Here is a 20,540-nt window from a genome sequence, read left to right as displayed (position 1 = left end):
GAAGTGACAGGCCATGCTCGATTTGAAGACCAAGGCCGACCTCAAGCAGCTCGTTGACGAGGGATTGGAGGAAAGCCTCACTCTTGATTATAAGGATTCACGCGCCCTGACCCGTGACGGCAAGGGTCCGGACGAGATGTGCAAGGACGTCACCGCCCTGGCCAATTCGGCCGGCGGGCAGCTCGTCTACGGCATCGAGGAGGACAAGGCTACCAAGAAGCCCAGCCGGGTTGATGACGGTGTTGCCGATCCCAAAATCACCAGGGAATGGATTGAGCAGATTCTGAATTCCCGCGTCCAACCCCGCCTGAGCGGCGTCACCACAACCCGCATCGATATGGAGAATGGGCAGTTCGGCTACGTGCTTACCGTACCGCCGACGCGAACGGGCCCTCATCAGGCGCCTGACCAGAAGTATTACCGCAGGTTCGACCTCCAGTCGGTGCCGATGCACGACTATGAGATCAAAGACATTATGCGGCGCGCGTCGACCCCTCACCTTGAAGTTCTGGCTTCATTTTGGGGTACAGGCTCGCCTACCGAAGCCCTGATGACGCGCAGTAGCGAAGAGTCTCGCTCCGAGCCCATCCGCATAGAGTTTATCGTTTCAAACAGGGCCAACCAGCCGGCTGAGTATGCCGTGATGCTAGTACGCCTCGACATAAACCTGAAATTCACAGGACCCGAACACTTCGAAGTTGGCTCGGTCGATATCATCGATCAACATGTCTACCAGACATTTGCAAGAAATCTCGGCTTTCCAGTCCACCCTCCGCTATTCAAAGAAAATCCCGAAAGCGGTGGCTGGTTAGAAATCATCGTTCAAGAGCCGAAGAACCGCATCGCCAAGTTCGCGATCATTATAGATATTTTGACGCCGGGATATTCGCGGCGGACGCGCTGGTTCATCCAACAGGTTGATATGCGGCTCTCGCTCTACGAAGATACTAGTTACAGCCCACCTGGCCATATCCGACCGGACGAAGAAACGACTGGGTGAAGAAGACCTGCGCGCAGCGGGAGACCCTGACCATCGCCGGCTTCGCGCTCGACGGCCGCAAGTGGGACGGGTCTTCGTCGGCCGGCGCAAGGGCGGCGATCTCGTCTACGCGGGCAAGGTCGACCACGGCTTCGACAAGGTCTCGGCCGCCGACCTGCGGAAGCGCTTGGAGCCGTTGGTTCGGAAGACGCAGGCTTTCAAAAAGCGGGTCGCACACAAGGGCATCTGGGTCGAACCGAAGCTGCTCGCCGAAATCGAGTACCGCGCGAAATTGGCTGAGGGAAAGGTCCGGCATCCGTTCTTCCGGGGCATACGCTAGGATCTGTAGATCGCCCGCGCGGCAATTACTTAGCTTCGTGCCCTCTTCAGCGCCGTCGCCAGTCGCTCCTTTTCCTTGCTCCAACGGTCCTCTTCGGCCTGCGATTTCTTCTCCAGCGCCTCGGTCGCGGCTCGGACGGCCGCCGCCCTTTCGGAGTGCTCCGCTTCCGCCCGGTCCAGTGCGGCCTGCGCCTTGTCGATGGCCTGCTGGCGGCGCTCTCGCTCCTTCTGCCGAGCGGCCTCTTCCTTCGCCTGTTCGCGCTCGCGGCTCTTCCGTTCCCGTGCGTAGGCGAGGGCGGCCTTGCGCTCCGCCGCCTCGTCGACGGGCCGGGCGGCATCGTTCTTCGGTTTCCTGCCTTCCGGCTTGCGTGGAGCCTTCATCGGTTTTCCGGCGACGCCCAGCTTGGCGGGCAGTTCGGCGTGCTCGCGGAAGGGACCGGTGGATCCGACGGGGCGCTTGAGAACGACGCCGGGCTTCGCCATCGTGGCCGCGACGACGTCCGGATCGTCGCTCTCCCTCGCCGCACCCTGGTGGAATAGATTGCTGTCGGCGCCCCACGCTTCCAGCGCCGCCTTCATCGATGGAGCGGCGATCGCCTGGTCGAAGAAGCCCAGCGACGTCTGGTAGGTCTTCAGCTTTTGCGCCATGGGGTCCATTTTGCGAGGAGCGAATCTCCGAAGCAAGCAAGTAGGGCGGCCGGCCCCGGATACACCTCGACGCATCCGGCCTGCCGCAGCGAGTCCTCCGTGAACCCGCCGTCGCGGACCACGAAGTAAAGGCCGTCCGGCGCGACGGGATGCTTCACGATACCCTAGGCCGACTTCCGCTGCGATTTGGCAGCCGGCTTCTTCGCCGCGGCCTCCTTCGGCGGCTTCTTTCCGGCGATGGGCATCAACATCTCCTTCTGGCCCGGCGCGGCCTTCTTGGACTTCTTGGCCGGCTTTTTCGCGGCCTCGGGCCGGGCGGCTCCACCGCCGATGCTTTTGCGCAGAGCATCCATCAGATCGACGACGTTTTCGCCTCGCGGACGCTCCTTCGCGGTGACGGGCTTACCGGCTCGCTTCTGGTTGATGAGATCGAGCAAGGCACTCTCATACTGGTCCTCGAACTTTTCCGGCTCGAAGTGGCCCGCCTTCTGGTTCACGATGTGCCTGGCAAGGTCGAGCATGTCCTTCGTGACTTTGACGTCTTGTATGTCGTCGAAATACTCGTCGGCGGACCGGACTTCGTAGGGATAGCGCAGCAGCGTTCCCATCAGGCCCTTGTCGAAGGGTTCGAGCGCGATGATGTGCTCGCGGTTGGTCAGCACCACGCGCCCGATGGCGAGCTTGTTCATTTCGCGGAGGGTTTCGCGGATGACTGCGAAAGCGTCGTGGCCGACCTTGCCATCGGGAGTCAGGTAGTAGGGACGGATCAGGTAGCGCGGGTCGATCTCGCTGCGATCAACGAACTCGTCGATCTCAATGGTTCGCGTCGATTCCAGCGCGACGTTTTCGAGCTCGTCCTTCGTGACCTCGATGAAGGTGTCGGTGTCGACCTTGTAGCCCTTGACGATGTCTTCGTTGGCCACCTCCTCGCCGGTGTCGGCGTCCACCTTCGCGTACTTGATGCGGTGGCCGGTCTTCCGGTTGAGCTGGTTAAAAGAGACCTTCTCGGATTCCGAGGTGGCCGGGAATAGCGCGACGGGACAGGTGACGAGCGAAAGGCGGAGAAAGCCTTTCCAGTTCGCGCGAGGAGCCATGGCGGGGGAAACTCCAATACTGATGCCGGATTCAAGACGAACCAAGGGCGTTGGTTCCGACATCCCCGGCTTCCTAACAGGGTGTTTCTTTTACGGAGCCGCCCTCTGGCGCTGGACTCGATCGTTCTTGGTATGTTCTAATTGCGTGGATGACCGACCGACCCGCGAGCTGGCGCATGCCGACACCGAAGCAGATGGAGAAGCTGGCCGCTGCGGTCGGCAGGGAAGCCCGTACGGCGCGGTCGCCTGGCCCGGCCGACGCGATGCCTCCCGAATACTGGGAATCGATCCTGAAAGACCCGCGCGCTGACGCCAGACCGGACCGGCCCGGAACGTCCATCCGGGCGCTGCGGCTGGCGGAAATTCCTCAACATATTCTGAGGTTGTCGTGCTCCCGCTGCGGTCGGATCGTCGAGATCCAGAAGGCTGATGCCGTTCGGCTTTACGGACAGGCGGCGGTCTGGAAGGACGTCGGTCAGCGCCTGTTGGACAACACCTGCCCGGTCCGGACCGGCCGTCACGAAGAAGACGGCTGCTGGCCGAACTTCGGAAACACCTGATCTGCCGTCTCCGGAGGCTGTCGGATGGCTCCAAAATATCATCCAACGCCGCTATCGGGCGGCGACCGTAAGGCGCTTGGCAAGGAACTCGGCAATGCGCGCGCGATGACGAGAATCTTGGCCACGCAGTCGGCCGAGATGCGAGCCAAGGGCGAAGCGATCATCCGGCAAGCGGATAAACTCCTTTGCGAAAGCTGGAACGAACGCATGTGGTCAGACGGCGAACCGCTCGACCCGTCTCCTACCATCGACCAGGCGATAAACGGCGGCTATCCTTGGCTCGAAATCCAGTGTGCGCGATGCAAGACTCCAAGCGATGTCGACCTTGCGGCGATGAAGCATCCGCCGACCACGGCGGTACATGACCTAGCCAGCCGGCTTCGATGCCGGAAATGCGCCAAGACCGGGCGGCGTCCGTCAGCGACCTTGCTCCAGCTTGGTTGGCAGCCGCGCCACCCTCGGGCGGAACCTTGAGATGTTGCGGGCGCAGCAGGAATCATCGACCGTGAGCCTTCTCGAACGTGAACGGACTCCCGACGTGCAGACCGCAACGGCCTACCTTGAATCCCTCAATCCGGAACAGCGACGGGCCGTCGAGCACGGCGCGGCAGGTGGATTGGCCGCGGCGCCCCTGCTCGTCATTGCTGGCGCTGGTTCCGGAAAGACCAACACCCTGGCCCACCGGGTCGCCCATCTGATCGTTCAAGGCGCCGATCCCCGGCGAATCTTGCTGATGACGTTTTCCCGTCGTGCGGCTTCCGAGATGACCAAGCGCGTCGAGCGCATCGCCCGCAAGGTCATGGGCGACAACGCCGGCATCTTTACAGACGCGCTCAGTTGGGCCGGAACCTACCACGGCATAGGTGCGCGGCTCCTGCGCGAATACGCCGAACAGATCGGCGTGGATCCCGCTTTTACGATCCACGACCGCGAAGACTCTGCCGACCTCATGAATCTTATCAGGCATGAGAAGGGTTTCTCGAAGACCGAAAGCCGCTTTCCTACCAAAGGGACCTGCATCTCGATCTACGCGCGCTGCGTCAACGCCGAGATGCCGATCGAGAAGGTCATTGGCACTTTCTATCCGTGGTGCTCGGGCTGGGCGGCGGAGCTCAAGGAACTTTTCGCAGCCTTTGTCGAGGCCAAGCAGAAGCAGAACGTGCTCGATTACGACGATCTGCTGCTCTACTGGGCGCAGATGGTAAGCGACGCCAGCCTCGCCGACCACATTGGTGGCCGCTTCGACCACGTCCTTGTCGACGAATACCAGGATACGAACCGTCTTCAATCCTCGATCCTGCTGGCGCTCAAACCTGGGGGGCGCGGTTTGACGGTGGTCGGCGACGACGCCCAGTCGATCTACTCATTCCGCGCCGCGACCGTGCGCAACATCCTCGATTTTCCGGACCAGTTCTCCCCTCCGGCGCACATCATCACGCTCGACCGCAACTATCGCTCGACGCAAACGGTTCTGGCTGCGGCCAACGGCGTCATCGGTCTCGCCAAGGAACGCTTCACCAAGAACCTTTGGACCGAACGTACCTCCGCAGCAAAGCCGCAACTCGTCTCTGTTCGGGATGAGGCCGACCAAGCGCGCTACATCGTCGAACGTATCATGGAAAACCGAGAATCCGGCACGCTTCTCAAGGAACAAGCCGTGCTGTTCCGGACGTCGAGCCACAGCGGCCCGCTCGAAATCGAACTGACACGTCGAAATATTCCCTTCGTCAAATTCGGCGGCCTGAAGTTTCTAGATGCCGCCCACATCAAGGACATGCTGGCGCTGCTGCGGTTTGTAGAGAACCCACGCGATCGGGTCGCCGGATTCCGCCTGCTGCACCTCCTGCCCGGCATCGGATCGGCAACCGCTCAGCGTGTGCTCGATCGCATGGCCGAGGCAACAGACCCTATCACCGCGCTGGCGGGTCTTCCGACGCCACCGCGCGCCGGCGACGACTGGAAAGGCTTCGTCGAGACACTAGGCAACCTCCGATATTCGGAGTGGCCCGTCGATCTGGAGCGGGCCCGTCTTTGGTACGAACCGCATCTCGACCGCATCCACGAAGACGCCGAGACTCGAAGGGCGGACCTGCTCCAGCTTGAGCAGATCGCGTCCGGGTATCCCTCGCGCGAACGCTTCCTGACCGAGCTCACATTGGACCCACCGGGTGCCACCAGCGACCAGGCGGGCGTGCCGCTGCTCGACGAGGACTATCTGATCCTGTCGACGATCCATTCCGCCAAGGGCCAGGAATGGAAATCAGTTTATCTACTCAATGTCGTCGACGGCTGCATGCCTTCTGATCTCGGCGCAGGCACCTCCGCGGAGATCGAGGAGGAGCGTCGTCTGCTATACGTGGCCATGACCCGCGCCAAGGACGACCTGCATCTAATCGTACCGCAGCGCTTCTTCGTGCACGGCCAGCTTGCGCAGGGCGATCGACACCTCTACGCCTCAAGGACCCGTTTCATTCCCGAGAAGCTCCTTGGTCTGTTCGAACAGACCGCGTGGCCCATTGTGCCGGCCAGCGCCAGCGCACGTGCCGCCAGTCAAGGGCCCAAGGTGGATATCGGCGCCCGGATGCGCGGAATGTGGCGATAACCTTACCGAGGTTCGAACGTGTGCAATCTCTATTCGATCACCACCAACCAAGCGGCGATCATCGCGCTGTTCCGCGTCGTGAACCGGTACGTTGGCAACCTCGCACCAATGCCGGGCGTGTTCCCCGACTATCAGGCGCCGATCGTGCGCGCCGGCGAGGGTCGCGAACTCGCCACCGCGCGGTGGGGAATGCCGTCGTCGCAGCATGCACTGATGGAAGCGACCAAGAAGCGCGCCGCGAAGCTAGAAGCGAAGGGCAAGCCGGTCGACTTCAAGCAACTGCTCCGGATGGAGCCGGATTCCGGAACCACCAACATCCGCAACGTGAAGTCCAAGCACTGGACGCGATGGCTAGGTCCGGAGCACCGCTGCGTGGTGCCGTTCAACTCGTTCAGTGAGTTCAACAAGGCCGAGGGCGGCGACATCTGGTTCGCGCTCGACGAGACGCGCCCTCTCGCCTGCTTCGCCGGCATCTGGACCAACTGGACGTCGGTGCGGAAGGTCAAGGAAGGCGAGACCACCAACGATCTCTACGCGTTCCTGACGACGGAGCCGAACGCCGAGGTCGGCGCCATCCATCCGAAAGCGATGCCGGTGATCCTGACGACATTCGACGAGGTCGAAACCTGGATGACGGCACCTCCGGACGAGGCGCTGAAGCTGCAGCGGCCGCTTTCGGACGGTTCGCTCCGGATCGTCGCCCGCGGCGTAAAGGAAGATCCGGCCGGACAGGCAGCGTGAGCGGCGACGGCAACGACCAGGCGGCCGACCCGCCCCGCCAGCGGAAGATCATCCACGTCGACATGGATGCCTTCTACGCCTCTGTCGAGCAGCGCGACAATCCGGAGCTCCGCGGCAAGCCTGTCGCGGTCGGCGGATCCCGCGAACGCGGCGTCGTGGCAGCCGCCAGCTACGAAGCCCGCAAGTTCGGCGTCCGATCGGCGATGCCGTCGGTGACGGCGAAGCGGCAGTGTCCGGACCTGATCTTCGTGAAGCCCCGCTTCGAGGTCTACAAGGCGGTCTCGCAGCAGATCCGCGAGATCTTTGCGGAGCACACCCCGATCATCGAACCGCTGTCGCTTGACGAGGCCTACCTCGACGTCACGGAAAACCTGCAGAACATCCCGTTCGCGCGCGATGTTGCGCTCGCGATCCGTGCGAAAATCAAGGAGGTGACCGGCCTCAACGCATCGGCCGGCATCTCTTACAACAAGTTTCTGGCGAAGCTCGCCTCCGACCACCGCAAGCCGAACGGCCAGTACGTCATCACGCCCGAGATGGGACCGGCGTTCGTCGAAGCGTTTCCCGTCGGAAAATTTCACGGCATCGGTCCGGCGACCAGCGCGAAGATGAACTCGCTCGGACTCCATACCGGCCTCGACATGCGCAACCAGTCGCTTGAGTTCATGCAGGCGAACTTCGGCAAGGCCGGCGCTTACTATTACTGGATCTCGAGAGGCGTCGACGACCGCGAGGTTCGTGCCAATCGCCTCCGGAAATCCGTCGGCGCCGAGAACACTTTCTCGACCGACCTCACCGAATCCGAACTCATGCTGGCCGAACTCCAGCCTTTAATCGACAAGGTCTGGCGTCACTGCGAGGAGAAGGGATCGCGGGGTCGTACAGTGACGCTAAAGGTGAAGTTCGCGGATTTCGAACTGATCTCGCGCAGTCGAACGGTTGCTGGCGCTGTTAGCAGCTACGGCGAATTGGAATCGCTATCGGCCGAGTTGCTGAAAGCGCTTTTCCCCATGGAAAAGGCGGTTAGGCTATTGGGTGTGTCCATCTCAGGTTTTGTGAGCCAGCGTACGGAAGGCCAGGAACAAGCGTCTCTTGGATTTTAATGGTGGCCCGTATTCTCGTCGCCAGTCCAAAGAAAGCGTATTCTCGGCCGACATCGACGCACTCATAGTCTTAGCCAGCAAAGTTGGACTTGATGTTTCGCAGAAATTCGGAATAAGGCATGCCGCTGGCACGCACGGCGAGTTGCTGCGCCAGCAACAGCGATCCAAACATGTAAAGGAACGACAACGCCCACTTGCCCCGGGTCATCAAGCTATTTCGGACCGCATAGCTGATGCCGTAGAGCGACAGCGGCAGAAGCACGAACAACGCAGTCACAAGTCCCGGAGAATAGAGCTTGTCCAGCTTGAACATCCAGATTGCCGCGGTGTGAGCAATGGCCTCGAGAATTCCGAGAAGCAACGAGGCCATCACCAAGAACGGAACCCGAGGAAGAAACAGCGGCACAAAAGTCAGCGCAAGAACGCCTGCCGCTAGGACCATTTCGCCGAAATGCGGATTGGTTGCGGTGAAGCCGACCTTGTCCGTCATCAGCTGCGTGAAGCCTCCGGGAAACCGCTCCTCCTCCCATAAGTGAGCGACGATCCCAATGAAGAAGAGGGCGGCGAGGCGTTGCAGTACCGGCATCGTCGACCAGCGCACGGCGATGAAGACCGCAACCAGCATGGCGAGCCCGGTTAGGAGGTCAAGCGTGTGGCGGGTGACGAAGTCCATCATTGTCGTATTCCGTCATCTGCAGGCAGGGTGTTCATCGATCGCCATTAGCTGCATGCTTGCCGCTGACGCAACCCGTCGCTAGTCGAGGGTACGGCGGAAGCGGGACACCGCGATCACCATGACGACGATCATCAGCCCGGTTAGCGCCAGCGCATCGTATTTCAGTTCGAGCAGCGTCGAGCCCTTCAGCATGATTGCACGCACAATCCGCAGATAGTGCGTCAGCGGCAAGCATTCGCCGACCCACTGCGCCCAGGCCGGCATGCCCGCAAACGGAAACATGAAGCCCGACAGCAGCATGCTCGGCATCAGAAACGTCATCGCCATCTGCATGGCCTGCAGTTGCGTCTGCGCGATCGTCGAGAAGGTGTAGCCGACCGCAAGATTGGTCGCGATGAACAACGTGCTCAGCAACGCCAGCAGCCACAGGCTGCCTAAAATAGGCACGCCAAACAGAAGTGTACCGGTGCCGATGACGAGCGTCGCCTGGATGAAGCCAACCATGACATAGGGTGCGATCTTGCCCAGCATGACCTCGATCGGGGTGATCGGCATGGACAGCAGGTTTTCCATGGTGCCGCGCTCGATCTCCTTGGTGACGGACAGTGCCGTGAAGATCAGCATGGTCATGGTGAGGATGATGCCGACCAGCCCCGGCACGATATTGAGCGCGGTGTTCGCCGCCGGATTGTAGCGCGCGTGGGTGCGGAATTCGAACAGCGGCGTGCCGCTCTCGGGCAAGCCTCTCTCGTGCACCAGCGCGTTTTGTACCAGCCCGCCGAGTGCGCCGAGGGCCGCGCCTGAAGCAACGGGGTCGGTGGCGTCGGCTGCGACCAGGATCGCAGGCCTATCTCCCCTGCGCAGCGCGCGCTCGAAATCGCGCGGAATTTCGATGGCGAACAGCACCTGTCCCGAAGCCAGCACCCGGTCGAATTCGTCGTCATCATGCAGGATGCGCGTAACCTTGAAATACCGGGTGTTCTCCAGCGCCTTGAGGATCCGTCGCCCGATGTCGCTGTTCTCCTGGAGAAGCACGGCCGTCGGCAAATCGCGCGGCGTGGTGTTTATGGCGTACCCGAACAGCAGGAGCTGCATCAGCGGCATCAGCACGATCATGCCAAACGTGCCGCGGTCTCTCGTGAGCTGAATGAATTCCTTGATGACCATCGCCCAGATGCGATGCCAACTGATGCCCAGCACCGGCCGCGCGCTCATTGAAAATTATCCTTCGCACGCCCCACCAGATCGATGAACACGTCCTCGAGCGACGGCTTCGAGGGCGACCATTGATATGGCGACGTCCGGTAGGGCGCGATCTCCGCCTCCAGCGCCGCAGCATCACGGCCCGAAACATGGAGACTTTCACCGAATGGTGCGAGTGAATCGACGCCCGGCTTGCCCGACAACGCAGTAGATAGAGCCAGCAGATCTCCGCCCCTCACGGTGAAGGTCGTCAACCCCGAATGGCTGACCACCTCGTCCACCGTGCCATGGGTCAGCAGCGTGCCGTAGGCGATGTAGGCGATCTCATGGCAGCGCTCGGCTTCGTCCATGTAATGGGTCGAGACCAGCACCGTGAGCCCTTCCGCCGCGAGCGCGTGGATCTCGTTCCAGAAGTCGCGCCGTGCCTTCGGATCGACGCCCGCGGTCGGCTCATCCAGCAGCAGCAGGTCCGGACCGGGCAGCGTGCAGGCGCCGAGCGCCAGGCGCTGCTTCCAGCCGCCGGAAAGTTCGCCGGCCAGCTGTTCCTCGCGGCCGGTGAGGCCGAGCCGCGCAATCATCTCGCGGGCTGCACGGCGCGGGTCGGCAACCTCATAGAGCCGGGCGACGAACTCCAGGTTCTCCCGGACCGACAGGTCCTGATACAGCGAGAAGCGCTGGGTCATGTAGCCGACCCGGCGTTTGATCTTGTCGGCTTCGGTGCGGATGTCGTAGCCGAGGCAGGTCCCGGTGCCGCCGTCCGGCGTCAACAGCCCGCACAGCATGCGGATGGTCGTCGTCTTGCCGCTGCCATTGGGGCCGAGAAAGCCGTAAATGGCGCCGCGCTTGACATGCATCGACAGGTCACGGACGACGGTGCGTTGGCCGAATTTCTTGGTCAGGCCCTCTACGTCGATGACGATTTCGGAGGCACCTGTCATCGCAGCCGCTCCGGAAAACGCACGTCGACGGGCTGGCCAACGCGTAACTCGCTCGGTTCGCCGGTGCGCGCCTCGACCAGGTAGACCAGCTTTGAGCGCTCCTCGAGGCTGTAGATCACCGGCGGCGTGAATTCCGACGTTCGCGAGATGAAGGTCACGCGAGCCGGCACATTCGCCTTGCAGCCGTCGCAGTGGATCTCGACTGGCTGACCCAGCGACACCTTCGGCAGCAAGGTCTCCGGCACGAAGAAGCGGATCTTGATGTTGTTCGGCGGCAGCAGGGAGAGCACCGGGCGGCCCGCGGAGACGTATTCGCCAGGCCTGAAATAGATTTCCTGGACCGATCCGTTGACGGTGCTAACGAGCTTCCGGCGGTTCAAGCGCGTTTCGGCGGCACTGACGCGGGCCATTTCGGTGCGGATGACCGCTTCAGCGTCGTCGACGGCCTTCTGGGTGCCGGACGAACTCTTCAGCAAAGACGTGGCCCGATCGAACGTGACCTTGGCGTTCGTCAAAGAGGCCTGAGCCATGTCGACATCGGCCTGCTGCATCTCCGGGTCGACCGCGAATAGAGGCGTCCCGGTCTCGACCTGATCGCCCTCGCGCACCTTGAGCCATTCGAGGCGCCCGGCCTCATCCGGACCAACGAAAATCAGATCGGCTTCAACCCATCCCTGAAAACCAGCGTCACCTTTTTTGGCGCATGCTCCAAGAACCAACCCTGCAGTCAGAACAACAATGCAAGTCAATCTCATGCATTCCCCCGCGCAGAAACTCGATCATAAAAGGCTCACCTGCGTTCGTCGCTTTTGATTTAGATCAAGAGGCGCGGGCTCGACCGGTTCGACAGATCACGGCCAAGCGAGCATCCATTCGGCGGCCTAGACCGATGAGCGTTCGACAAAATCTCGATCCTCATCGCTCAACATGCTCTCCATGACCTTCAGAAACCCTTTGACGGCTGTAGCACCCGCTAGATCGAATGCTTCTTCGAGGCGGCCATGCTGGCGGCTGGACAGTCGAGCGACGAGCGCCTCCCCTTTCGGCGTGATGAACAGACGCCGTTTCCGCCGATCCACACTCGAATATCGTTGTTCGACATAACCCTTGTCATTCAATTGTCTCATGGGTGACTGCACGGCCTGGGGTGTCAGGCGGAGGGTGCCGATGAGGTCACCCACGCTTGCGCCAGGGTGTCCTGCCACAAGATACAAAATCCTGTGATGGGTTCGATGAAACCCAAGGGACGACAGCTCCGCTTCGGCGTCGGCCGCGAGATTGAGGTGGGCAAAAAGAAACAGTTCCAGCGCCCTTTGGACATCCTGGGTGGTGTCGCCGGCCTTCAATGTCGTTTTCTTGAGACGCTTTGGCTCGACGGTGCCTTTCCGCACGTTGACCAGGCGGAGTTTGCGATCGGCGACTTCAGATCCCATTGTAATTCCTAACCTACGCCGCTCGTTACATCTGTGCTCAGAATTCATCCAGCGCGCGGTGTTGTCGACGTTGCGACATCGGGTATGATCTCGACTTGAAGTTTGCCCAGACCCTCAATCTCGGCCTCGATCCTGTCTCCTGTACTCAGGTACGTGTCAGAAGCCAGGCCAACGCCTGCGGGCGTGCCCGTGAGCAGGATATCTCCCGGCTCCAGCGTGACGTGTTCGGAGAGAAGAGAAACCAACTCCGTTACCGACCAGATCATATCCCCAGTATTGCAATGCTGCTTTATCACGCCGTTGACCGATAGTTGAAGTTCAAGGTTAGTAGGATCGACGAATCGCGCCGGTACGAGCTTAGGTCCCAACGGACAGCTATCGTCAAACCCTTTCCCGGTGAAGAGATCGAACTTCCAGGGATGTTTGGGGTTCATCTGCCAGTCGCGCGCGGAAAGGTCGATACCGACCGCATAACCCGCGATCGCTTCGGATGCCTGTTGTTGCGACGCCCGTCTAAGCGTCGTTCCAATGACCACAGCCAGTTCGATTTCCCAGTCGAGCTTGCTCGACTGAACCGGATAGCGAACGGCTTTTCCGCAGCCGACCAAACTTGTCGTCGGCGGTTTGAGAAAGAACACTGGCGTGCCGTCTTCCTTGCTGAAGTTCGGTATCTTGGCTTCCTTGATCATATGCTCGTAGTAATTTGCGCCTCCGAGGATCAGCTTGGAAGGAAACTGCAGCGGAGTCATAAAATCGTCTGTACCTGGCTGCGGCGACAACAGCCCTACATCGGATTTGGCGATCTGATCGGACAGTTCAGCGAGACGCCCCTCAGCACGTTTCCAGTCGTCGAACAGTCCCATCAGCCCGGGTCGGCTGGCATGTTCGAGCAGATCAGGCGCGACCTGCTTCAGGGCGTAGTACCTGTTCGCGATTTCGATGACAGGCGTAGGCACGCCGTTGTGTCGGATAGTAGCCAGAGAATATTGCATGTGAACGTTTCCGAATTGGTAATGATCGGTTCGGCTTGACCAGCGCTCGGAGCTAACGCCTCAGCGATTTCAGCATCATGCTGTCGTAGCCATATTCCGCAACCTGCCACCACTGATAGGCATTTGCGGTAAAGTCCCGATAGTGCGTGTAGATTTTCTTGAAGTCCTCGCTCTTGGCTGAAAGTTCATCATACAACGCCAGTGCTTCTACTCTCGCCGCGTCCGTTATGTCGCTCGGCACCTGCCTGAGCTGGGTGCCGTTCGCGAGCAGCCGGCGGAGCGGCTCGGTTTGCTCGCCGTCATATCCGGCAAGCGCTTCGTCGGCTGCGAAGCTGCAGGCCGCCCTTATGGCGCTCTGATATTGCTTTGGCAGACCGTTCCACTTGCTCAGCGAAATGAAGAAGCCGAGTTCGACATTTCCCTCGCTGAAGCTCGGATAGTAGTAGAACGGTGCCACCTTCTGAAATCCGAAGCGCTCGTCGTCGAACGGACCGGTGACTTCCACGGCGTCGATCGTTCCCCGTTCCAGCGCCGCGTAGGTGTCGCCGGTGGGGAGTTGCTGCGGGACGACGCCCAGGCGAGAAAGAATCGTGCCTCCCAGGCCTCCGACGCGCATCTTCAGTCCCTGCAGGCTTTCCTTGCTTTTCAGTTCTTTGCGAAACCAACCGAACATCTGGGCGCCGGTATTACCGCCCGGAAACATGATCGTGTCCTGCTTCTTGTAGAACTCGTTCAGGAGATCGAGGCCGCCGGCCCTGAACCAGGCGTGCTGCAGGCGCGCGTTCGGACCGAAGGGAAGCGAACTGCCCAGAGCGAACGTCGGCTCTCTGCCGATCGAGAAATACGAAGCCGTGTACCCCATCTCGATAGTCTGGTTCTGGACCGCGTCGAAGATTGCGAGCGCAGGGACGATTTCGCCCGGCCCGAAGACTTGAATCTTGAATTTTCCATCGGTGAGGTCTGCGACCATTTTCGAGAAGGTCACGCAGGCATTATAAAAAAGAGCCTGCGTTTTCGGCGCCACGGATACGATGCGCCAGTTGAGTTCCGGCTGCTGCTGCGCAATGGCCGGCGCACTGAGGATCCCGGCCGCAGCGGCCGTTCCGATCCCCGTGATGAGTTCGCGACGCTTCATGTGGCTCCTCCCTGCTTCGGACTTTTTTTTGAGTTCGCTCAAGAATATACCAAGCGGCTTGCTATAATCAATCAGATTGGCATATCATGGCCCCGCCCCGAACAAGAGCCAAGCAAAGAATGATGGGGCTTAGCGGGAGGAAATTATGTTGTGGCAGCGCATCATTTCAGTCGCGGTCCTGGCTGCGTCGATCGTCATTCCGGGTGCGGTCAAGGCAGACCCAGCCGGCAAGCCGGTGAAAATCGGTGTTTTGAACGATCAGTCAGGCCCGTACGCTGACATCACCGGACAGGGATCGGTTGTTGCAGCGCAAATGGCGATCGACGACTTCGGTGGCAAAGTCCTCGGTCAACCGATCCAGCTCGTGTTCGCTGACCATCAGAACAAGCCCGATGTCGGCGTGGCGATCGCCGGCCGCTGGCTCGACAATGAAGGTGTCGACGCCATTGTTGATCTGCCGAATTCCGGCGTCATGCTGGCGGTTCAGGAACTGGTCAAGAACAAGTCCGGCATCGTGCTGGCCGCAGGCGGAGCGGCGGCAAAATTCAATCAGTCTTCCTGCACACCCTACAGCTTTCAATGGGTGTACGACACCTATGCGCTCGCCAATGGGACCGCGACGGCGCTAACGAAGTCTGGCGGCAAGACCTGGTACTTCGTGCAGGTCGACAATGCCTTCGGTACGGCCATGGCTGCCGACATGAAGAGCTTCATCGAGAGCGCGGGTGGAAGCGTCGTGGGGTCGGTGAAGCATCCGCTCAATACGTCGGACTTCAGCAGCTTCATTCTGCAGGGGCAGGCATCCAAGTCGGACGTACTTCTCATGATCAACGCCGGTGCCGACACGATCAATTCCCTGAAGCAGGGTGCCGACTTCAATGTCGTCGGCGGCGGACAGAAGCTCGCGACGTCGCTGTTCTATCTGATGGATGCGAAATCGCTTGGATTGGCGGCAGGTCAAGGTCTTACCATCACGGACGGCTATTACTGGGCGCTGAACGATGCCACCCGTGCGTTCGGAGACCGCTTTGCGAAACTGCATCAGGGACGCAAGCCGACGTCGGTCCAGATCGGCGTCTATTCCGCGGTCACGCACTACCTGAAGGCGGTCGCAGCCGCCGGCAGCCACGATCGGGCTGCGATCGCGGACAAGATGCGGGAACTGCCGGTCAACGATGTCTTCGTGAAGGACGGCAAGGCCCGGAAGGATGGTGTGATGCAGCACGACATCTACCTGCTGCAACTGAAGAAGCCGAGCGAGGCGACCGGAGATCCTTGGGATATGTTCAACGTGCTGCGCACGATCCCGGCCGAAACCGCTTTTCGTCCCATCGAAAAAAGCGAATGCCCTTTGCTGAAGCAATAGAGGGGAAGCGTCGTGAGGTTGATCGACTATTTCGACAACAGTGCTACGAGCCATCCGTCGAAGGTTGCCTTCGTTCAGCCAGACGGGTCTTCCCTGACCTATGCGCAGGCGCAGCAGCAGTCGCTTCGCATCGCGTCCGCGATCGAGGGGGCCGGCATTTCCAGGGACGGAAAGATCGCCGTTTACAGCCCGAACGACGCCCGGGCGTTCATTGCGATGCTCGGCATCTTCCGCTGTGGACGCGTCTGGGTTCCTCTGAACGCCCGCAACACGGTCGAGGATAACTCGGCCTTCATGAATTACACCGATGTGGAGTGCATCTTCTACCACAGCACTTTCGAAGCCGAAATCCGGCAGCTCAAGGCCAGCGCGCCGCAATTGAAGCTGATGATCTGCCTGGACGACCGCAGCGGGCCAGGACCGTCATTGTCCGAGTTCTGCGACGGCGCGACGGCGGCCATTCCCGATCTCCCTGACGATCCTCTACGACCCTGCAATATTCTCGCGACGGGCGGTACCACCGGACGCTCCAAGGGCGCCGTGTGGACCAACCAGACCTGGGAGACGCTGATCGCGAACTTCTGGACGTGCAACGACGCGACCGGGCCTGCTCCCGTGCATCTGTGCGTCGCGCCGATGACACACGGCGCCGGCGTGCTGGCGCTGATGCTGATGCCCATGGCACCCACCAATGTCATCCTCGACAAGGTCGACCCGGCGGTGATCCTCGACGCGATCGAAAAGCATGGCGTCACGCATCTCTATCTGCCGCCGACCGTTCTCTACGCTCTGCTGTCGAGTCCGGAGCTGCGGACGAAGAAACTGTCGTCGCTGCGGTTCTTCCTGATCTCGGCCGCGCCGGTGGCGCCCGAAAGGCTACGCACCGCGGTAGAAGTCTTTGGTCCAGTGATGGCTCAAGCCTTCGGTCAGGCGGAAGCGCCATTCTTCCTGACGTTCCTGTCGCCCGATGACCACAAGCGGGGCCTCGCCGCCGGTTCCGACCTGCTGCGAAGTTGCGGGCGTCCGACCATGTTCAGCCGCGTCGAGATCATGGACGAACATGGAAGTCTTCTCGCACCACGCTCCGTCGGTGAGATCGTCGCCCGGGGCTGCTTGGTGATGAAGGAATACTACAAGGATCCCGAGGCGACGCGCGCGGTTTCCGGCTTCGGCTGGCACCACACCGGCGACATTGGATTCAAGGATGAGGACGGCTACGTCTACATCGTCGACCGCAAGCGCGACATGATCATCTCCGGCGGTTTCAACGTGTTTTCGACCGAGGTCGAAGCGCGACTGCTGGCGCACCAGTCCGTGCAGGATTGCGCGGTCATCGGCATACCTGACGAGAAATGGGGCGAGGCGGTCACCGCGGTCGTCGAACTCAAGGCCGGCGCAAGCGCCACAGCGGATGAACTGATCGCGTTCTGCCGCGCGACGCTGGGTGGCGTGAAGACGCCGAAGGCGATCGAGATCTGGCCGACCTTGCCCCGCAGCCCGGTCGGCAAGGTTCTAAAGCGCGCAATCCGCGATCGCTACTGGGAAGGCCGCTCGCGCGCCGTCTAGAATTGACCGAGGTAAGTCATGGGTGACGTATTCATCATCGGTTCTTTTTCTACCGATTTCGGCCGGTGGATCAGCAAGGATCATCGCGCGCTGGCCCGGGAAGCCGTACACGGCGCCCTCGGTGACGCCGGTCTTGGCGATGGGCTGGCCGTAGGTCAGGCCTATTTCGGCAATTGCCTGCTGCACGTCTCCGGCCAGACCATGATCCGCGGTCAGGTCTGCCTGTCGCCGCTCATGGATGAAGGCGTCCTGCCGGAGCGGCTGCCGATCGCCAACGTCGAGGGCGCGTGCGCCACCGGTTCGATGGCGCTGCATCTCGCATGGAAGGACGTTTTGTCCGGCCAGACCGACATTGCGCTCGCGGTCGGTGTCGAGAAGCTCTACGACCCATCCGCCCCCGGGCAGATGCTCAAGGAGATCGGCGGCGGCTTCGACCGGTTCGATCAGGAGCGTTGGCTGAACGAGTACCGCGATCTCGCGGAGCGTTCGGGTGCGGTCTGGGCGCCTTCGCCCGACCGGTCGATCGCGATGGATACCTATGGTGTCCAGGCCAGCTATCACATGCATCGCTATGGCACGACCCGCGAGCAGATCGCGATCGCCGCCGCGAAGAATCATGTCCACGGCTCGCTCAATCCCAAGGCCCAGTATCGCTTCCGGATGACCACGGACGAGGTTTTGGCCGACCGGCCGGTCAGCGGCCCCCTGACGCGAGCGATGTGCGCTCCGATCGGCGACGGAGCCGCGGCAGCTATCGTCTGTTCGGAGGAGCGGCTCAGGAAATTGCCCCCGCAGGTCGCTGCCCGCGCCATCCGGATCAGGGCGAGCGCCATCTCCGGTGGAAAGCATCGCGCGCCGGACGAGCCAAGTCTGAGCCGAGTTGCCGGCGATCGCGCATACGACATGGCAGGGGTTGGTCCCGAAGACATCGACCTTGCCGAGGTGCACGACGCAACGTCATTTTGCGAGGTCTACCAGATGGAAATGCTGCGCTTCTGCGCCGAAGGCGAAGGCGGGCGTTTCGTCGAATCCGGCGCGACGGCGCTGGGCGGCAGGCTTCCGGTCAACACGTCCGGCGGTCTGGTCTCGAAGGGGCATCCGATCGCCGCCACGGGGCTGTCGATGGTGTCGGAAATCGTTGGCCAGCTTCGCCGCGAGGCGGGAGCGCGCCAGGTTGAAGGTGCGAACATCGGCCTGATCGAAAACGGCGGCGGCGTGATTGGCCTGGAAGAAGCGGTTTGTGCCGTGACAATTCTCGAAGGTTCGGCATCCAAGAACTAAAGAAGCTCTGTCGGGACTATGGAGGTTACATGAAAAAATCACTGCCACTGACTGTCGCGGGTATACTTTTGCTTTCAGTTGGAGCTTGGGCTGAACCGGCGGTCGTAAGCACGTTTCCGTTGGTGGACAGCGACACCACCGATCCGGTCACCAAGCCGATGTTCGATGCGATGAAAGCGAAGAACGCCGGACCGCTCAACATTCACCGAACGATTGCCAACGCGCCCGAAGTGTACCGGGGCTTCGCAGCTTTTGCGACAGCGCTTCGGCAGAATGGAGAGACGTCCCGGGCCGACCGCGAACTGGTGATTATCCGGACGACCCAGCTGAAGGGCGGCGACTACGAATTCGCCCAGCACCGTAGAATAGGGCTCAGTTGCGGATTGACTGAGCAGCAGGTCGATGGTCTTCCGGATTGGAAGAGCAAGGCAATTTATAGCGATCGACAGCGACTGATCCTGCAATACGTCGACAGCATGCTTGCCAATGGGACGGTCGACGATCCGACGATGTTGCAGGTCAGGCAGGTGTTTTCACCGAAAGCGATCGTGGAATTGACGATGACCTCGGCATTCTACACGGCCGTGGTCCAGTTCTCGCGAGCTGTCCGAGTAGAACCAGAGAAAGTTGAGACGAGTTACGCTGGCTGCTGAGCCCCTAACGAGAAGAACAAGTGCGCGAGCCCGGCTGCTCGAACGAGCTGCCGCCGAGTCTTCCTCGAGTAATTGCCTAGCCCCTTCCGCGGACACGACAGCGGTGCCAAGTCCCCCGCGGTGCCCGCAACGCCGCCAAATCCGCCCAATTTCCGCGAAAAGCCTGCAGATCGCCTACTTTTTCGATACCTAGCGGTCGCCGTGCCGTTTAGGGTGCGCCTTCGCCGGATCTACCGGTCCACCCGCAATCTACATTCGGAATGAGATGTTTCAGGACACCATCAGCCTGGCCGCGATGGCCGACACGTTAAGCCGATCTCCGGATTATCGCGTCCTGCGACGGCTGGTCCCAAGGATTTCCTCTGTGCCCACCGGTCACGACACGCGGACCGCCGTGCTGCTCGACACCGAAACCACGGGCCTCGACACTCAGAAAAACGAGATCATCGAGCTCGGGATGGTCAAGTTCGACTACTTTCCGGACGGTCGCATCGCCGGCCTCATAGACACGTTCTCCGCCTTTAACGAGCCGTCGATCCCGATTCCATCCGAGATCACCGCGCTAACCGGAATCACCGACGAGATGGTTGCCGGGCACCGGATAGAGGAGGCAGCGGTGGCGGCGTTCGTCGACGACGCCGTGATCGCGATCGCACACAATAGTGGGTTTGATCGGAAATTCGCCGAACGTTATTGGCCGGTGTTCGAACAGAAGCCTTGGGCCTGTAGCGCCACCGAGATCGAGTGGAGAAAGCACGGTTTCGCGGGCGCGCAACTCGGCTATCTGCTGAACGGCGCGGGCTATTTCCATGCCGCCCACCGCGCCGTCGACGATTGCCACGCGCTGCTGGAGGTCCTCGCGTTCGAACTGCCGGCGACCGGCGCGCCGGCGCTCGCGCTGCTGTTGGAGACCGCCCGCAGGCCGACGGTGCGCGTCTGGGCCGAGCAATCGCCGTTCGAACTGAAGGACTCGTTGAAGCGCCGCGGTTACAAGTGGTCCGATGGCAGCGACGGCAGACCGAAGAGTTGGTACGTCGACGTCTGCGAGACCGTGCTGCAGGACGAGATATCTTTCCTGCGGACTGAGATCTACCTTCGTGACGTGGAGCCCCGCCAGCAGTCCTTGACGGCGTTCACGCGGTTCTCGGCGAGAATTTAGCGCGCCACCATTTTTCAATTCGATGTTCCGAGCCATGCCGAGCGTGTACCGCCGCTGGTTGCGATTTCGCGA

General features: G+C 61.1%; 20 protein-coding genes and 1 pseudogene. 12 read left to right on the top strand and 9 right to left on the bottom strand.

Annotated features, from left to right (window positions below; genetic code table 11):
• The first annotated feature begins 13 nt into the window (after positions 1-13).
• Positions 14-1,000, top strand: a complete 987-nt coding sequence (locus tag NL528_RS37050; protein WP_309179306.1) for an ATP-binding protein — start codon at positions 14-16, stop codon at positions 998-1,000.
• Positions 970-1,319: pseudogene (locus tag NL528_RS37045) on the top strand (DNA ligase); the annotation flags it as partial. The gene NL528_RS37050 and the pseudogene NL528_RS37045, both read left to right, overlap by 31 nt.
• A 29-nt stretch (positions 1,320-1,348) precedes the next feature.
• Here the strand turns inward: NL528_RS37045 and NL528_RS37040 are convergent.
• Positions 1,349-1,966 (bottom strand): cell envelope biogenesis protein TolA, encoded by a 618-nt coding sequence (locus tag NL528_RS37040; RefSeq protein WP_309179305.1) that lies wholly within the window; start codon positions 1,964-1,966, stop codon positions 1,349-1,351.
• Between the two features lie 164 nt (positions 1,967-2,130).
• Complete coding sequence (locus NL528_RS37035) at positions 2,131-3,060, bottom strand: Ku protein (RefSeq protein WP_309179304.1); 930 nt, start codon at positions 3,058-3,060, stop codon at positions 2,131-2,133.
• 149 nt (positions 3,061-3,209) lie between these two features.
• On the opposite strand from NL528_RS37035, the gene NL528_RS37030 reads away from it, so the two are divergent.
• From NL528_RS37030 to dinB, 5 genes are all read left to right on the top strand, one after another.
• Positions 3,210-3,620: a hypothetical protein gene (locus NL528_RS37030; RefSeq protein WP_309179303.1), complete on the top strand. Its 411-nt coding sequence runs from the start codon at positions 3,210-3,212 to the stop codon at positions 3,618-3,620.
• Between the two features lie 24 nt (positions 3,621-3,644).
• On the top strand, positions 3,645-4,094 hold the full coding sequence (locus tag NL528_RS37025; protein ID WP_309179302.1) for a hypothetical protein: 450 nt from the start codon (positions 3,645-3,647) through the stop codon (positions 4,092-4,094).
• Positions 4,095-4,158: 64 nt separating this feature from the next.
• The gene (locus NL528_RS37020; RefSeq protein WP_309185157.1) at positions 4,159-6,222 is read left to right on the top strand and encodes an ATP-dependent helicase; all 2,064 of its coding nucleotides are present in this window, start codon (positions 4,159-4,161) and stop codon (positions 6,220-6,222) included.
• An 18-nt stretch (positions 6,223-6,240) separates the two neighbouring features.
• Entirely contained in the window at positions 6,241-6,963 is a 723-nt protein-coding gene (locus tag NL528_RS37015) for an SOS response-associated peptidase family protein (RefSeq protein WP_309179301.1), read from the top strand.
• Positions 6,964-7,025: 62 nt separating this feature from the next.
• Entirely contained in the window at positions 7,026-8,066 is a 1,041-nt protein-coding gene (gene dinB, locus NL528_RS37010; RefSeq protein WP_309185156.1) for a DNA polymerase IV, read from the top strand.
• Between the two features lie 70 nt (positions 8,067-8,136).
• On the opposite strand, the gene NL528_RS37005 is transcribed toward dinB, so the two are convergent.
• The 7 genes from NL528_RS37005 to NL528_RS36975 all read right to left on the bottom strand — a co-directional run bounded on the left by NL528_RS37005 (position 8,137) and on the right by NL528_RS36975 (position 14,443).
• The gene (locus NL528_RS37005) at positions 8,137-8,742 is read right to left on the bottom strand and encodes an HXXEE domain-containing protein (protein ID WP_309179300.1); all 606 of its coding nucleotides are present in this window, start codon (positions 8,740-8,742) and stop codon (positions 8,137-8,139) included.
• A 78-nt stretch (positions 8,743-8,820) separates the two neighbouring features.
• Positions 8,821-9,957 (bottom strand): ABC transporter permease, encoded by a 1,137-nt coding sequence (locus NL528_RS37000; protein ID WP_309179299.1) that lies wholly within the window; start codon positions 9,955-9,957, stop codon positions 8,821-8,823.
• On the bottom strand, positions 9,954-10,883 hold the full coding sequence (locus tag NL528_RS36995; RefSeq protein WP_309179298.1) for an ABC transporter ATP-binding protein: 930 nt from the start codon (positions 10,881-10,883) through the stop codon (positions 9,954-9,956). The genes NL528_RS37000 and NL528_RS36995 overlap by 4 nt, the downstream gene beginning before the upstream one ends.
• On the bottom strand, positions 10,880-11,638 hold the full coding sequence (locus NL528_RS36990) for an efflux RND transporter periplasmic adaptor subunit (protein WP_309179297.1): 759 nt from the start codon (positions 11,636-11,638) through the stop codon (positions 10,880-10,882). The genes NL528_RS36995 and NL528_RS36990 overlap by 4 nt, the downstream gene beginning before the upstream one ends.
• 126 nt (positions 11,639-11,764) lie before the next feature.
• Positions 11,765-12,316: a MarR family winged helix-turn-helix transcriptional regulator gene (locus NL528_RS36985; RefSeq protein ID WP_309179296.1), complete on the bottom strand. Its 552-nt coding sequence runs from the start codon at positions 12,314-12,316 to the stop codon at positions 11,765-11,767.
• A 44-nt stretch (positions 12,317-12,360) separates the two neighbouring features.
• Positions 12,361-13,308, bottom strand: coding sequence for a fumarylacetoacetate hydrolase family protein (locus NL528_RS36980; RefSeq protein WP_309179295.1), 948 nt, complete (start codon positions 13,306-13,308; stop codon positions 12,361-12,363).
• A gap of 52 nt (positions 13,309-13,360) precedes the next feature.
• Positions 13,361-14,443 carry a TRAP transporter substrate-binding protein gene (locus NL528_RS36975; protein ID WP_309179294.1) on the bottom strand — a complete coding sequence of 361 codons (1,083 nt, stop codon included), beginning with the start codon at positions 14,441-14,443 and terminating at the stop codon, positions 13,361-13,363.
• A 145-nt stretch (positions 14,444-14,588) separates the two neighbouring features.
• Here NL528_RS36975 and NL528_RS36970 point away from each other — a divergent pair, with 145 nt between their 5' ends.
• From NL528_RS36970 to NL528_RS36950, 5 genes are all read left to right on the top strand, one after another.
• Positions 14,589-15,809 carry an ABC transporter substrate-binding protein gene (locus tag NL528_RS36970; protein WP_309179293.1) on the top strand — a complete coding sequence of 407 codons (1,221 nt, stop codon included), beginning with the start codon at positions 14,589-14,591 and terminating at the stop codon, positions 15,807-15,809.
• Between the two features lie 12 nt (positions 15,810-15,821).
• Positions 15,822-17,375: an AMP-binding protein gene (locus NL528_RS36965; protein WP_309179292.1), complete on the top strand. Its 1,554-nt coding sequence runs from the start codon at positions 15,822-15,824 to the stop codon at positions 17,373-17,375.
• A gap of 18 nt (positions 17,376-17,393) precedes the next feature.
• Positions 17,394-18,656: a thiolase family protein gene (locus NL528_RS36960; RefSeq protein ID WP_309179291.1), complete on the top strand. Its 1,263-nt coding sequence runs from the start codon at positions 17,394-17,396 to the stop codon at positions 18,654-18,656.
• Between the two features lie 29 nt (positions 18,657-18,685).
• Complete coding sequence (locus tag NL528_RS36955) at positions 18,686-19,309, top strand: carboxymuconolactone decarboxylase family protein (protein WP_309179290.1); 624 nt, start codon at positions 18,686-18,688, stop codon at positions 19,307-19,309.
• 265 nt (positions 19,310-19,574) lie between these two features.
• A complete protein-coding gene (locus NL528_RS36950; RefSeq protein ID WP_309179289.1) occupies positions 19,575-20,468 on the top strand; it encodes a 3'-5' exonuclease in 894 nt (297 codons plus the stop codon).
• Positions 20,469-20,540 lie beyond the last annotated feature (72 nt).

Source organism: Bradyrhizobium sp. Ash2021 (assembly GCF_031202265.1).
In the GTDB taxonomy this organism is placed as follows: Bacteria; Pseudomonadota; Alphaproteobacteria; order Rhizobiales; family Xanthobacteraceae; genus Bradyrhizobium.
This window is presented reverse-complemented; position numbering and strand designations above follow the sequence as displayed.

Bases quoted from the DNA above. Each gene is read 5' to 3' on its own strand.
- NL528_RS37025 (WP_309179302.1), top strand. From the start codon at position 3,645: ATGGCTCCAAAATATCATCCAACGCCGCTATCGGGCGGCGACCGTAAG.
- NL528_RS37035 (WP_309179304.1), bottom strand. From the start codon at position 3,060: ATGGCTCCTCGCGCGAACTGGAAAGGCTTTCTCCGCCTTTCGCTCGTC.
- NL528_RS37000 (WP_309179299.1), bottom strand. From the start codon at position 9,957: ATGAGCGCGCGGCCGGTGCTGGGCATCAGTTGGCATCGCATCTGGGCG.
- NL528_RS37005 (WP_309179300.1), bottom strand. From the start codon at position 8,742: ATGATGGACTTCGTCACCCGCCACACGCTTGACCTCCTAACCGGGCTC.
- NL528_RS36970 (WP_309179293.1), top strand. From the start codon at position 14,589: ATGTTGTGGCAGCGCATCATTTCAGTCGCGGTCCTGGCTGCGTCGATC.
- NL528_RS37040 (WP_309179305.1), bottom strand. From the start codon at position 1,966: ATGGCGCAAAAGCTGAAGACCTACCAGACGTCGCTGGGCTTCTTCGAC.
- NL528_RS36980 (WP_309179295.1), bottom strand. From the start codon at position 13,308: ATGCAATATTCTCTGGCTACTATCCGACACAACGGCGTGCCTACGCCT.
- NL528_RS36955 (WP_309179290.1), top strand. From the start codon at position 18,686: ATGAAAAAATCACTGCCACTGACTGTCGCGGGTATACTTTTGCTTTCA.
- NL528_RS37050 (WP_309179306.1), top strand. From the start codon at position 14: ATGCTCGATTTGAAGACCAAGGCCGACCTCAAGCAGCTCGTTGACGAG.
- NL528_RS36950 (WP_309179289.1), top strand. From the start codon at position 19,575: ATGTTTCAGGACACCATCAGCCTGGCCGCGATGGCCGACACGTTAAGC.
- NL528_RS36975 (WP_309179294.1), bottom strand. From the start codon at position 14,443: ATGAAGCGTCGCGAACTCATCACGGGGATCGGAACGGCCGCTGCGGCC.
- NL528_RS36960 (WP_309179291.1), top strand. From the start codon at position 17,394: ATGGGTGACGTATTCATCATCGGTTCTTTTTCTACCGATTTCGGCCGG.
- NL528_RS36995 (WP_309179298.1), bottom strand. From the start codon at position 10,883: ATGACAGGTGCCTCCGAAATCGTCATCGACGTAGAGGGCCTGACCAAG.
- NL528_RS36985 (WP_309179296.1), bottom strand. From the start codon at position 12,316: ATGGGATCTGAAGTCGCCGATCGCAAACTCCGCCTGGTCAACGTGCGG.
- NL528_RS36990 (WP_309179297.1), bottom strand. From the start codon at position 11,638: ATGAGATTGACTTGCATTGTTGTTCTGACTGCAGGGTTGGTTCTTGGA.
- NL528_RS37030 (WP_309179303.1), top strand. From the start codon at position 3,210: ATGACCGACCGACCCGCGAGCTGGCGCATGCCGACACCGAAGCAGATG.
- dinB (WP_309185156.1), top strand. From the start codon at position 7,026: ATGGATGCCTTCTACGCCTCTGTCGAGCAGCGCGACAATCCGGAGCTC.